13 protein-coding genes are annotated in these 13,070 nt (G+C 33.6%); all 13 read right to left on the minus strand.

Annotation, left to right across the window (positions count from 1 at the left end):
* Positions 1-23 precede the first annotated feature (23 nt).
* The 13 genes from ACM9HF_RS09050 to ACM9HF_RS09110 all read right to left on the minus strand — a co-directional run bounded on the left by ACM9HF_RS09050 (position 24) and on the right by ACM9HF_RS09110 (position 12,946).
* A complete protein-coding gene (locus tag ACM9HF_RS09050) occupies positions 24-2,087 on the minus strand; it encodes a secretin GspD/PilQ domain-containing protein (protein ID WP_473617626.1) in 2,064 nt (687 codons plus the stop codon).
* A complete protein-coding gene (locus tag ACM9HF_RS09055) occupies positions 2,074-2,574 on the minus strand; it encodes a hypothetical protein (protein WP_473617630.1) in 501 nt (166 codons plus the stop codon). The genes ACM9HF_RS09050 and ACM9HF_RS09055 overlap by 14 nt, the downstream gene beginning before the upstream one ends.
* Positions 2,571-3,116 (minus strand): hypothetical protein, encoded by a 546-nt coding sequence (locus tag ACM9HF_RS09060; RefSeq protein WP_473617634.1) that lies wholly within the window; start codon positions 3,114-3,116, stop codon positions 2,571-2,573. The genes ACM9HF_RS09055 and ACM9HF_RS09060 overlap by 4 nt, the downstream gene beginning before the upstream one ends.
* Positions 3,113-4,279 (minus strand): hypothetical protein, encoded by a 1,167-nt coding sequence (locus ACM9HF_RS09065; RefSeq protein WP_473617638.1) that lies wholly within the window; start codon positions 4,277-4,279, stop codon positions 3,113-3,115. The genes ACM9HF_RS09060 and ACM9HF_RS09065 overlap by 4 nt, the downstream gene beginning before the upstream one ends.
* Before the next feature lie 77 nt (positions 4,280-4,356).
* A complete protein-coding gene (locus ACM9HF_RS09070; RefSeq protein ID WP_473617641.1) occupies positions 4,357-5,223 on the minus strand; it encodes a hypothetical protein in 867 nt (288 codons plus the stop codon).
* Positions 5,213-5,959, minus strand: a complete 747-nt coding sequence (locus ACM9HF_RS09075; RefSeq protein WP_473617645.1) for a PulJ/GspJ family protein — start codon at positions 5,957-5,959, stop codon at positions 5,213-5,215. Before ACM9HF_RS09075 ends, ACM9HF_RS09070 begins: the two co-directional genes overlap by 11 nt.
* On the minus strand, positions 5,907-6,368 hold the full coding sequence (locus tag ACM9HF_RS09080) for a prepilin-type N-terminal cleavage/methylation domain-containing protein (protein WP_473617649.1): 462 nt from the start codon (positions 6,366-6,368) through the stop codon (positions 5,907-5,909). Before ACM9HF_RS09080 ends, ACM9HF_RS09075 begins: the two co-directional genes overlap by 53 nt.
* Positions 6,368-6,841: a type II secretion system protein gene (locus tag ACM9HF_RS09085; RefSeq protein WP_473617652.1), complete on the minus strand. Its 474-nt coding sequence runs from the start codon at positions 6,839-6,841 to the stop codon at positions 6,368-6,370. The genes ACM9HF_RS09080 and ACM9HF_RS09085 overlap by 1 nt, the downstream gene beginning before the upstream one ends.
* A 14-nt stretch (positions 6,842-6,855) precedes the next feature.
* Positions 6,856-8,055, minus strand: coding sequence for a type II secretion system F family protein (locus tag ACM9HF_RS09090; protein WP_473617656.1), 1,200 nt, complete (start codon positions 8,053-8,055; stop codon positions 6,856-6,858).
* A complete protein-coding gene (locus tag ACM9HF_RS09095) occupies positions 8,052-9,752 on the minus strand; it encodes a GspE/PulE family protein (RefSeq protein ID WP_473617659.1) in 1,701 nt (566 codons plus the stop codon). The genes ACM9HF_RS09090 and ACM9HF_RS09095 overlap by 4 nt, the downstream gene beginning before the upstream one ends.
* Positions 9,727-10,164, minus strand: coding sequence for a type II secretion system major pseudopilin GspG (gene gspG, locus ACM9HF_RS09100; protein ID WP_473617663.1), 438 nt, complete (start codon positions 10,162-10,164; stop codon positions 9,727-9,729). The genes ACM9HF_RS09095 and gspG overlap by 26 nt, the downstream gene beginning before the upstream one ends.
* 110 nt (positions 10,165-10,274) lie before the next feature.
* A complete protein-coding gene (locus tag ACM9HF_RS09105) occupies positions 10,275-11,078 on the minus strand; it encodes a DsbA family protein (protein WP_473617667.1) in 804 nt (267 codons plus the stop codon).
* Between the two features lie 128 nt (positions 11,079-11,206).
* Entirely contained in the window at positions 11,207-12,946 is a 1,740-nt protein-coding gene (locus tag ACM9HF_RS09110; RefSeq protein WP_473617671.1) for a hypothetical protein, read from the minus strand.
* Between the last annotated feature and the right edge of the window lie 124 nt (positions 12,947-13,070).

The following is a 13,070-nucleotide window of genomic DNA, read 5'->3' on the forward strand; positions in this document are numbered from 1 at the left end:
ATGGAATGTTAATCAACAATGAGTTACTTCGAGTTATCAAGAGGGAAACTATATAAATCTAAGATTTTATCTCTAAATTCATCTACTTCATTTACATCCGTTACAATTCTTGTGGTAATTAGCATCATAAGCTCTGTACGAGCATATGAGTCTCCATTCGTACCAAATAGTTTCCCTAAAATAGGAAGAGAGCTTAAAAAAGGAACGTTTTTACTAGTGTCATTTAATGTTTCTTGGATAAGTCCACCTAAAGCAACGGTCTGGCCATCAGCACTAAAAACATTTGTTTGTATTGAACGACTATTAATAGATGGTGTTAATGAATCACCAGTAGGACTACTAGAAGACATTGATATCTCTAGATTGATTAAGCCTTTAGCATTTATAGTTGGCGTTATTGCAACTTGAATACCTGTCGTTATGTATTGGACAGAATTAGTTACTCTATCTGTATCACTCGTACTTGTTTGAGTAATTGTAGGTACCTGGCTACCCGAGTTGATTGTCGCACTTTCACCATCTTTTACTATAAAAAAGGGTTTTGATAAAACTTTTATATTTTGTTTTGACTTTAAAAAATTTAAAGCAACTCTCCAATCCCCATCAATTCCAACTAAATTTAAAGCACCTGAACTCAGCAAACTTCCGGTTAATGATGTTGGTAAAACATTAGTTGATCCATCTTCAGTTTGCCCTTTCGAATCATAAAACCAATCAACACCAGAAGAAATACCATCTGAAAGTGTAACTTCAGCTATTGCTATATCCAGAATAACTTGTCCTGGTAGCAAATCAAGTTTCTGCAATAATTGTAGTACTTTTCTATACCTTTCAGATGTAGTATAAAATACTAAAGCATTCTGTGTTTCATCAACTGTCATAGATGAAGTAGATCGACTTGATGATGCTCCTGAATTGCTCTTCGCGTCAGCTTTAATAACTGAATTTTCTGAAGATTGTGCATCATTTAAAATAGAATTTATTATAGGCGATAAAGAAGTTTGTAAATCATTGGCTTTATTGAATAGTGGTCTGTAAACAAAGAACTGAGGTTCATTACCAGCAACGGCAACATCAAGTTTCTGACTCCATAACTCAACTCTTTCTACAGCATCAAGGCTAACAGCATAGACAACTATAGCCCCTAAGCGAGGCATAGTAACAAAAGTTATATCCTTATCATTACCAACTTCAAAGCCATCGTTTTGTAATAGTTCAGCTAATTGTTTAACCAAGTCATCAGGGCTAATATAAGCAAGATCAATCAATCTAATTTCTTTACCCGATGAGCTAGGGACATCAAGCATACGAAGAACTCTCATAACTTCATGTATTTCTTTTTGTGCTCCCTCTGCCATCACTATTTTTCGCTTACCATCAATTTGAACTTTCACACCTGTAAGCTTTGTAATAACACTAGAAAGACTGGAACTATTTGTATATACATAAGGAATAATTTGTACTATTTCACCTGTAGTATCAGGCACATCCCCATCTAAACGCCCTATTCCTACGGATGCTGTTTTATAACGTTTATTTTTTGCTTTCTTTTGAAAATAAATAATATTGTCTTTTCTTAATAAGGCAATATCATTTTCTGCAAGTAATTGCTCTGACGTAGAATAAAGTACATCTTTATCAACAGGATCACTTAGGTTTAAAGAAACTTTATTAGTATCACTTTGTAATTGAGTAGATATGACATAATTTAAATTCAGTAACTCATCAAAAACATAATGAATAAACTCAACAACAGTCATACCATCAACACTTATAGTTACTTGTTCCGTATTTTCAAATATTGGAGGTGTTTTATCGTTTGTTTCCAAAACGCCAAAACCAGCTATATTATCAACTTTTTCAGTAGGTTTTTTCTGTTCAATTTTAGCTTTCTCAATCTCAAGTTTATTTTCTACAAATTGATTTCTTTCTTCGGCTGATTTAGCAACAATTGATTCTTTAATACTTAAAGAATCAGGCTTGATCATGTCAACTTTTTCTTGAGGTATTGAGCTACAAGCATTTAACACCAAAGACAATGCAACTATTGGTAGATGATACTTAATGGATTTATTACTTAATGTCATTTTCTAGTCTATTTTGGTTGATTTCTTTGGGATGAAATAATTTAATCGTGTATTCTTCTTTATCTTTTTCTAATATCAATAACTTATTGTTAATTGACTTAATTAAAAAGCCTTTCACTATAGTGCCTTCCGTTACAGATATTCGTTTAGTTTCATTTGGTGTAACAATGTCTAACAATGTATTTAAACGCCCGCCAATACGAGATTGAGCTACAATTTTCACATTGACATTTTCTAGTGCCAACAACAAAGCATCAGTATCTACAAATGAATCAACTTCAAAACCAAACATTTTGAGTAAAGGTATTAATAAATCACTTGCTTCATTATTACTATCCATAGAAATAAAAACTTGCTCATCTTTATTCGTAGAATAAGACGGTTTACTCTCAAAAAAAGAAAAAAATAGATTAATAACAAGAAATAAAACTCCCACTATTATACCTACCCCCACAGATAACAACGTTTCTTTTTTTATTTTATTCACTTTTCATTCTTATTAATCGTTGTAAACCATGCTCTCAAGTATATCTGAACAACTAGGTCTTCTTTATTCTTGCCCTGACTACGAATAAGCTTCAATTGTTCTAAAAAAACATATGGAGATTTAGATTCCAGTTTTAAGACAGCCGCCATAACATCTTTAGCCAATCCTGACATATAAAACACACCTGTAACATAGGCAACATCGTCAGTGACATACTCTTCGAACTCAACACGCTGATTATAAACTTTTATTTCCTCTTTTTTTATTGTATCAATAAGTGAAAACCAGAGTGTGTTTGCTTTATCCCCCGATTTTACAGTGGGTAGATTTTCAATAAAGAGAGAAAAATTAGCTTGATATTTAACAAGCTCATCTCGAATCAACAACTCATTTTCAATAACCTGTTTTTGTTTACTTTCAAAAACCTTAAGCCTAGATATATCACTTTCAGTCTCGTTCACCCAATCATTCCACGGTAAAAGTAAAAACTTAATTAAAACAAGTGATGCCAATATAACTAAAGTAGTTTTTTGCTTATTCATTGAACTAACTCTTTAGCTTTATCTTGATAATGAGTAATATTCTCATCAAAAAGTAATTTTATAAAAAATCGTTCGCCTCCACCCTTCAGGCTTGTCGGAGGAGAATTAAATTCTACCTGATTAAAACCATGAATGTTAGAAAGTGTAGTCAATAAGTTAGCCGCATTATTACATGTTCCACGTAATTGCATCTCAGATGAATAAATATCAATTATTGAAAATTCTAAACCATTATCCTTAGTGGTTAAGCTAGATAATATGTTTAATAGCTGCGCTTTAGATAACTGCAATTTTATCGATGTATTTATTTTTTTTACATCTTTTGTTATTTTTTTTAATTGATTTGAAAATGCTAATGAATCAACAGCAGCCTTTTTTGATTCAGTAATTTCGTTTGTAATATAATCATGGCGCCAAGAAATGAATGCAGACTTACCAATAATAAAAGTTAACAAGGCCATAAGAAATACTGTAGCAAAATAACGTCCTAAATACCCCTTTTTAGTAACAATTCCTTTAATCCCTTCATTAACCTGCGCGATCAGATCAATAAATTTTAATGAATTAAATTGCTCAAATATGACTTCAATATTATTTTGTTCAATCACATCTGCGTCTTTAATCATTGCAGTGGAAAACATGTCTAGGTTCTCCCTTTCCACAGGTAATGAAGAATAGTTTTCCCCATCATTTTTTATTAACAATTCATTACTGACTGATGTATCGCAAACTTCAACGTTATTTTCTTTGGTATTGATTAATAAGGCAGATAAGTCGAGTTTTGATAGGTAAACCCCCGTTTTTCCGAACAAGTACCTATAATAAGGTAGTGTTTCAGGAAGTAAACGCCATAGATTATAGGACTTAACTTTAGAAACAATAGCCTCTGGAAAACAGCAATATAATACCGTAGTTCTTTTATTTGATAAATTAACTATATAAGCATATGTATTACCATCTACAGGAGAAATATAATCTATCTCTGATTGTACGATTTTACGTACTTCAAGGAGGTTAGTTGTAGGATAATGGACAATACGTTCCCAATATAAGCTCCGCCCTATATAACATGTAGAAAAAGCAAAGCGAACAGCATCAATTAAGTTGTGTTTTTTAAACTTTTCTTGTGATTTTTCATCCCGTTTATTAAATAAACGGAACAAGCCATTAGGCTCCAACAATAAATATCGACTACTCAAGCGACAACCTTTTAAATAATGTTCAAAACAAGCCTAAGTGCTTAATTTTCTCGTTCCTGCCAACGACTAATAACAAAAGGGCGATGTTCCCCAAAGCGCTTTAACAAATGCAGTATCTTACTCGATTTAGCTTGCCCATAGCTAGTACTAACTTTAATGATCCAATTTCCTGTTGGATAATTATTAGTTGTTAGGATCCCTTTTTTTCGGTTCTCATTTCTTTCTTTAAGAATAAGTTCGGCATCATAATCAGTATTAAAAATAGATAACAAATCATTAGGTGCATAACCAGGGGTATTAGCCCCTACACCAAATAACATCAAATTTTTATCTATTGCTAGGGACTCAAGGCGTTTAACATCTACTTTCTCAAATAAAGTAATATCTTTAAGTGCTTGCAAATTTTGATTTAGTGGGTAACCAAACACACCATATTCAAATGCTTCTGCACCATTTATTCGTTTAAACCCATCAATGTCTTGCCAATCTAAAAGCACATCAATAAAGCGATAAATTTCACTTTCTGGCCAATTCAAGTGCTTAAGATATTTTATAAAACGTGTTTGCTCAAGAGGATTTATTGAAATAAGCCCTCCCATATCTTGAATAGACACATTAGAGTCTTGATACAAAAAAGGAATTCCTTGTAAATTAATTCCTTCCGGTAAATCAAACAATGAAAAATCAGTATTGTCTCCCATAATCGCATAAGGTGTTGTTTGAGTAACATATATGAGATTGTTTATATCCGTAATAAGTTTACGTTCAGCAGACATAAAGTCTTTTGCAATAGTTATTCTCTCCACATGTTGCTTTGTTTTCACTATCATCAAAGCAGCAACACTCGCTAATATAGCAGCAATAAAAAGCACTATAATCAATGCTGCCCCACTCGATTTATTCTTCATTATTAGAACTATTAACATTAAATTGTAAGGGGTCTGCATCAGCAATATGAAACCATAGCTGTTTAGGCTGGTAAGGCAAAACCTTTTCACTATAAGTAAACGTTATTTTAATATATTGAGGAAGTAACCCTAACTTTGTTGCATCCCATGTTTCAGCCCACACTTTTTTATTACTTAAACCATTAGAGGGTGCTGCAGCCCCTTCATAAAGCGCATTCAATGAGGACCATCCAAAATAATCAAATTTTACTTTTTCCACATTAGTTATCAATACTCTAGGTCTCTCGCATTCAGACTTGATACTCTTTACTGGAAAGTTTTGTTTATTATTGTACTCACAATAAACAAGATCGGTCATATCCAATGACGTTCTTCTCGTTGTAACGGATATGCGAGTAGGTTGTTTATCAAAATCAATAGAGTTTAACGTGATCCCAGTAAAACCATCGCTATTCCCCAAGAAGAATGGTTTAGACTCTTTTAGGTTGATTGCACTTTCAGGCAAGTAATAATGATGTAGGCCTTTTATAGAGCTCCTTATTTTTATTATTCTCATAGTATCTTGCATAACTTGTTCACTATTAATTGTACGAGATCCTATCGACATAAAAAACTTAAATGCAGAGGATGCAATTAATAAAACTGCCGCAAAAATAGTTGCGGCGATAAGAGCTTCTAATAGACTAAAACCCTGTTGATGCTGCCGTTGCATCAACGGTAAGTTGAGTGATCTCAAAGGACTTTTCCGGATATTGTTTAAGGTGATAACTAACTCTATATAATGAAATATTATTAAAGGCCAAATACTGTTCGGCCGAATTTAACTCTGGATCAAAAGAACTTATTACAGGCGCCTCTTTAATGAGTTTAGCTTCCCATATTAGCTGATAATCACTTATTTCAAAGTTTCCTGAAAAAATTTTCTGATCTAAAGAATAAGAAAGATAATCAAAAAAGAATTGCTCGTTGAGTAATAATGCATAGTCAGCCAAATTTTGACGTTGGTAATGATTTAACGTTCTATGAACTCCTGATACAGTACCTATTGCTGCAAATAAAATAACAGAAGCGATCATCACTTCTATTAAAGTCATCCCTGAATTTATTTTTAGCCATTTATATCGAATTCTATTCTGGAATAACATTATTGAGTATTATCCTCAGATTCACTATATTCTACATCTACAGTTTTTATTGGTTCATTACCCTCAAACAAAGCAAAAGTAGTTAACTTATTTTCAGGACTTTTAACTAACTTTATATTATAACTTCCTATCCAACGACCATTATTAATTACCAAGTGTGTTTCTTCAAAAATAAAAAATTCACTTTCTATTTCTCTTAAAATATTAATTTCTTCTGTAGCTAAGGGGTTAACTTGTGAAAATACAACGGTATTATCTTTAAATATTATATCTATTGTACTTGCTGAAAAAAAACTTCTTTCAACGCTCAACTCAGCAATAGCTTTTATTTTTTCTAGCTCTGTTTTTGCCTGAGCACGCTTAACAATTGAAAACATATCTGGCGCTACCAAACTTGACGTTAGCCCTAATATAACCATCACAACTAATAACTCAATTAAAGTAAAACCAGGATTTCTAGAATATATAATCAAATTATAGAACTCGTTTATAATGAAATATCATTAACAGAAACGATACTTAATAACATAACAACAACAACACCGCCAACGATGCCCCCCATTATTAAGATTAATAATGGCTCTAACAATGAAGTAAGTTTAATCATCCATGATTCAAAGTCGGTTTTTGCTCGACGAGTTACTTCAGCAAAAGAACTATCAAGTGTGCCACTTTGTTCCCCAACCTTAATTAGTGATAAAGAGATCCTATCTAAAAAGTAGCTTGATGAAAGACTTTCAGCTAAAGGTGCTCCATTATCAACTTTAACTTTAGCCAGTTCTAATTGCTGTTTATTTACTACTGAATTTAATGTTTTTATACTTAAAGATAGTGAATCAGATAAACTCAAACCACTTTGTAATGTTAGACTCATGGCCGAAGAAAAACGAATTTGCTCAGCCTTATCAATCATAGTTCCTAAAAATGGGATAACTGAAATCCATTGCATTAATAATTGCCTAGTTTTATCTTGTCGCCACAATGCAACAAGTACCAACACACCCCCTCCCATCAATAAAAAAATAAGTAAATTATTTTGACTTACAAAACGACTGCTATCTAGCAACCACTGAGTGTAAGCTGGCAATTCTTTTGCTGAGGTAAAAACGCTTTCCATATTAGGTATAACAAAATTAAAAATAGCAAATATGGCACTTAGGCATACCATAAAAATAATCATAGGGTACGTTAACGCTTGTATAGTTTTACTTTTTAGATCGCGCTGGAAAGCTAAATTATCTGACAAACTACGAAACACGGTTGGCAATGTACCAGTGTTTTCGGCGATATTTGTCATTTCAAGATACAGAACATCAAATAATTCAGGATATTTATACAGAGCCTGATATAAACTAGTACCAGCTTGTACATCAGTATATATTTCGTGCCATACTTTACCTAATGCTTGCGATGGCGCTGTATCAACAAGTACTTCAAGTGCATCATTTATTTTTAATCCATTCTCTAATAAAGTTGCTAACTGATTAGTAGATTGCTCAATATCGGATGCACTCGCTTTTTTTTCAAAACTTAAAAAACTAGTTGACGATTCTAGCTCTAAAGATACAACAACTAATGATTGTTTCTTTAAAACTGACCTAGCAGACTTTTCGTCAACCGCAAACAGATAATCAGCAACCTTATCACCTGAAGCGGTGAGTGCTTTATATTTATACTTTTGGCTCATCCTGCAACTCTCAGCACTTCTTCTAAAGTAGTTTGCCCTTTAATCGCCTTTAAATAACCATCTTGTTTCAAAGTCCGTAAATTATTTCTTTTCATATATTCAGCTGCTTCATGAAAAAAAGTTTCCCCTTTTGGTAATTGCTTTATTTCATTATCACAGGGTAAATATTCTAGTAGCGCGACCCTACCTTGAAAACCTGTATGACCACATTTATCACATCCCACAACGTTTTTTAATTCAATGTTATCGACGTGATATTGGTTAGCTAATGTAATTAAATCATATTGATTTGCCAGTGCAGAAATTTCATCTACTGATTTTATTTGAGCACAGTCACATAATTTTCGTACTAAACGTTGTGCTAAAATTGACACCAATGCAGCGTTAAGCAAATACTCTTGTACGCCTAAATCAAGTAAACGTGTATAAGCAGTAGCAGCATCATTTGTATGAACAGTACTAAATACCAAATGACCAGTTAAAGCAGACTGTAAAGCTATTCTTGCTGTTTCATTATCTCTAATTTCACCAACCATAATAACATCGGGATCTTGTCGAACAATACTGCGTAACCCTTTAGCAAAATCAAACCCAATTTCATTATTTATTTGAACCTGATTAATGCCTTCTAATTGATATTCAATTGGATCTTCTAAGGTTATAATTTTTACTTCAGGTCTATTAAGTTGATTAAGATATGAATACAAACTAGTAGTTTTACCTGAACCTGTAGGTCCGGTCATTAAAATAACACCTGCTGTTTTTTTCAAATCCGCTTGAACACGTTCAGCTAAATCACTCTCATAACCTAATGTTGCTAAATCATATTGTACTGAACTTTTAATAAGAAAGCGCATAACCATACTTTCGCCAACACCTAGAGGAAGAGAAGAACAACGAATATCTAAATCAACATTATTCGCTCGAGTTTCAATTTTTCCATCTTGCGGGCGTCTTTTTTCAGCTATATCCATACCTGAAAGAATTTTAATACGAGATATAACAGCTAACTGTAAATTTTGTGGGATTGCGTCTGCTTCATGAAGTATACCATCAACACGATAACGCGCTCGGTATCGTTCAGCTACGGGCTCAATATGTAAATCCGATGCACCTAGCTTGACCCCCTCTGCAACAAGATTATTTACAAATGAAACTGTAGGAGCTCCTTGGGCCAATTCTTTTAAGCGCTCTATTTCACCTTCACCCACATACTGCTGACCTACTTGGCTTTGTTGAGCTATATTGAAGTTTATTTCATATTTCTCTTTAAGTAATGCAATCTGTTTACCTGTACAAAAAGCATACTTAATTTTCAAAGGTAATAAACGCAAATAATCAATTAACGACCACTGCTCTGTATCACTTATAGCAATTAAGATAGTATCTTCAAATAAATTTATTGGTACAGCATTAGATTGCAATAAAAACTCACTGTTAATAACAGGTAATAACTTAGCAATATTTTCAGGGGCTAATACCTCTGTGTCGTTTGCTAGAACACTACCTTGGTATAACGTGGAGTAAATATGAGGTAATTGTTTTTCATCTAACACACCCATTGAAATTAAAGTACGCTCTAAGGTTGTACTTAAACTTTTTTGTAATTTTTTAGCTTCAGCTATTTTTTCATTGCTAATACCTAACACTTCAGTTAGGTGCTCAGTAATACTAGTAGGTAATATCACTGGCTTCATCGCTACCGCCTTCTTTTCCATCACTGCCATAACTAATCAAATCGTATTCGCCATTATCGCCAGGAAACTTATAATAATAGGGATTACCCCAAGGATCATTAGGTATTTCTTTTGGTAAATAAGGACCTTGCCAGCTTGGGTCATCTGATGCTCTAAGCTTACTTAATTCATTTGGGTAAGTGCCTAAATCAAGACGATACATATCAAGAGATGTAGAAAACAATTCCATTTGTGTTTTAGCTGTTCCTTGTTTAGAAGAACCAATTTTACCAAACATTTTTGGGGCAACTAAAGAAGCTAGCAACCCTAAAATAACCATAACAATTAATAATTCAACTAGCGTAAAACCCCTACTGTTTTTTTTCTTAAAACACTTAAGTGTTAAACTTCTTACACTACGTTTAGACAACATAGAAAAACAACTCCAATCAAAATTTCATATTACAAATAAGCTTGCTTGCTCTTGTTTGAGTATACACAATAAAGAACAAGCGATATATTAGAACAATCTAATCCCATAGATTAATCTGTAACATTTCCTAATGCTTCAAATTCAGCAATAGCTTTACCAAAGTTTTCTACTGACTGTGCGCCTGTTATGATTTTCCAATCAACTACCTCTCCATCTTTTTGCAAACCTATAGCAAATGAAGGGGTTTGATTAACACCAATAACTTGTGCAATTTTCATATCATTATTTATTTGTGCAGCCGTAGCTGGAGATTCTACACACTGGTTGAATTTGTCGGCGTCTAAACCCATCGCTGTAGTAAATTCATCCATAGCATCTTTATTAAAGGCCTTACCTTTTGCAAATAACCACGATTTTGCTTGCTTATAATCACCAGACTCTCTAGCACATTCTAAAGCAAATGCTGCCACAGCTGCATTTTTATGAAGCTGTACAATTGGATAATTTTTTCCTACAAAACGCAATTTGCCCGTATCAATATATTGTTTTTCTAAATCAGGTAAAACATTGTCATGAAATTTTTTACAAAATGGACAATGTAAATCGGTAAATTCAACCAAAACTACTTTTGCGCTTTCATTACCTATACTCGCACTATTCCCTATCGTTAGAACGGGCTGCTTCTTAGTTGACCCCATACCTAACTTTTTAGCAATTGCTTTTTGATTACGGCCTAAAATAGAAAGTTGTTTCGCTAACTGTTGAACTTGAGATTGCAATAACGTTATCTGTTGCTCTTGTGTAGGCTTAATCTTTGGTTGAGGTTGTTTTTCATCAACAGCAAAACTCATAAAACTGACTAATGAAAAAGCCAACGTAGCAACAGTAAAAACAGCTGTACAATATGAACGCATAATTTTCCTTGGTATATTAAATTAATTTAAATCAAATAAAAAAGCCTCCGTAAGGAGGCTTTAAATTAGTAGTACTTACTTATATTAACAACTTACTATATAAAATAATTCGTTAACTAAAGTAATAATTACTGAGACCAATCGTTTTGGTCAAGAACAGGCATTACGCGGTCAACACCACCAACGATTTTCTGAACTGATACACCGTGAACTTTGTTCTTAGGTGCAGTAACAGTGAATGTCATTGTATGACGAGCACCAGTACCAACATAACCATCAGCTACAGCAGCAGCTAATAAGTCTTCAGTTTTAAATACGTTAGAAGCTTTATTTGCAATTTGTCCTAAGTTAACATTTTTAGTTTCGTTAGAAGACTCATCAAAAATGTCCATAAAGATTGTTGCTTCAGTTGTATGCTCACTCGTAATACGTACAAAACCACCATCAAGTTTAGTGTAAGTATATGGAACTTTTAATACAGCACCGTTAACACCAACTTCGAATGGAGTAGGAGTTTGACAACCAACTTTATCTAATAAGTCTTCGTCTTTAAAGTTCATGCTCCAAGTTGTTTTAACTTCATAGTTGAAGTCCATAACTTCTTCGTCAGCATTCATTAAACGTGCTACAGCATAAATATCACTAGTTTCGTCTGAACGGAAAATATCGTTCGCATCAATAGTGTAAGTAGTAGGAGTTTCAGTTAATGTAATTAAGTCATCAACAGCAGAAGTTTCTTCAATGTCAAGAAGAATAATATCATCATCAACACCAACAGCTAAGTGATCAGCTTCACCTGCGTCTAATACAGTACCATTACCAATATCTAGTTGACCATTTTGACCAATGTTAGCTAGGAAAGATAATGTAACACCATCACCTAAACCAGAAGTCGCACTTGCCATAACGGTAATTTCGTCATCAGCATCCATATCTACAGCAGCATCTAATGTATCGTATGCGTTTGTAAATTGAGCTTCCCAGTATGCAGTTGGGTTTATAGCGCCATCTTTAGCAACAACTTGACCAACCCAATCACCACCAACTTTAGAAACAACAAATTGTTGACGGAAAGAAGGATCTTCAGCATCTACTAATATTTCGTTAGTATCTTGTGCGTTTGCAACAATAGCAAACTGCTCGCTGATGTTTAAAATTTCTTGAGGTTCAGCTGAAACAGCACCCGCAATTGATTGACCAGCATCAGAAAGCGCTTTAGTTGCAGCAATTGTTACTTTAGGTGTAATAGTACATGTTTCATCATTAGCAATGTGTAAATGAATACCTTCAATCAAAGTACCATCAGTATTATCACCAGCAGTTACGCTTTTTGAAGATAATAATAAACGACTACCAGCAGGGATAGGGTCATTACCTACGATGAAAGTAATATCGCTTGTATTGTTAAAGCTACCATCAGAAGTTGCTACTGTTTCAAAAGTAGTACCATTATCTAATACTAAAAAGATTTGGTTAGCGTTGTCTTCACCAAAGTCAGCACCAGTAATTTTCATTGATACACGTGCAGAAGCACTTAATTGACTTGTTGGAATATATACAATGTGATGACGAGGATCTGCAGCACCTAAGTTTTCTAAGTCAACATCTAAATCACCCGTTAATTCCCAAGCGATTTTAGCGTTTACTGTTGCAGCTAAATCAGTTGTAGATGCACCAGTACGGTCCTCTTCAGCTATACAAGAAGCTGGAGTATATAATTCTTCATGTGCTGTTACTAAACCAGCAGCAGGGCCACCAGCTGCAACACGATATACTTCAAAACAAGCTTCTGTACCAGCAAATGCAGAAGTAGATGCTAAAACACCGGCAACTGCTAATGGTAATGCTGCTAAATTAAATTTTTTCATTCTAAGTTTACTCCATTTATATATTTTAAGCCTTTAATTACTTATATGTAACGTTAAAGACTTGTGAACACGTGTTCTTTTAAAACTATATTAGTTTTCTATCATTGTATTTATATTTTGCTAT

The organism is Colwellia sp. RE-S-Sl-9, from assembly GCF_048296855.1.
GTDB lineage: Bacteria > Pseudomonadota > Gammaproteobacteria > Enterobacterales > Alteromonadaceae > Pseudocolwellia.

What these genes read in the sequence shown, in the direction of transcription:
- ACM9HF_RS09095 (WP_473617659.1), bottom strand. Translation starts at nt 9,752, where the DNA reads ATGAAGCCAGTGATATTACCTACTAGTATTACTGAGCACCTAACTGAA.
- ACM9HF_RS09070 (WP_473617641.1), bottom strand. Translation starts at nt 5,223, where the DNA reads ATGAAGAATAAATCGAGTGGGGCAGCATTGATTATAGTGCTTTTTATT.
- ACM9HF_RS09110 (WP_473617671.1), bottom strand. Translation starts at nt 12,946, where the DNA reads ATGAAAAAATTTAATTTAGCAGCATTACCATTAGCAGTTGCCGGTGTT.
- gspG (WP_473617663.1), bottom strand. Translation starts at nt 10,164, where the DNA reads ATGTTGTCTAAACGTAGTGTAAGAAGTTTAACACTTAAGTGTTTTAAG.
- ACM9HF_RS09090 (WP_473617656.1), bottom strand. Translation starts at nt 8,055, where the DNA reads ATGAGCCAAAAGTATAAATATAAAGCACTCACCGCTTCAGGTGATAAG.
- ACM9HF_RS09060 (WP_473617634.1), bottom strand. Translation starts at nt 3,116, where the DNA reads ATGAATAAGCAAAAAACTACTTTAGTTATATTGGCATCACTTGTTTTA.
- ACM9HF_RS09080 (WP_473617649.1), bottom strand. Translation starts at nt 6,368, where the DNA reads ATGTTATTCCAGAATAGAATTCGATATAAATGGCTAAAAATAAATTCA.
- ACM9HF_RS09105 (WP_473617667.1), bottom strand. Translation starts at nt 11,078, where the DNA reads ATGCGTTCATATTGTACAGCTGTTTTTACTGTTGCTACGTTGGCTTTT.
- ACM9HF_RS09050 (WP_473617626.1), bottom strand. Translation starts at nt 2,087, where the DNA reads ATGACATTAAGTAATAAATCCATTAAGTATCATCTACCAATAGTTGCA.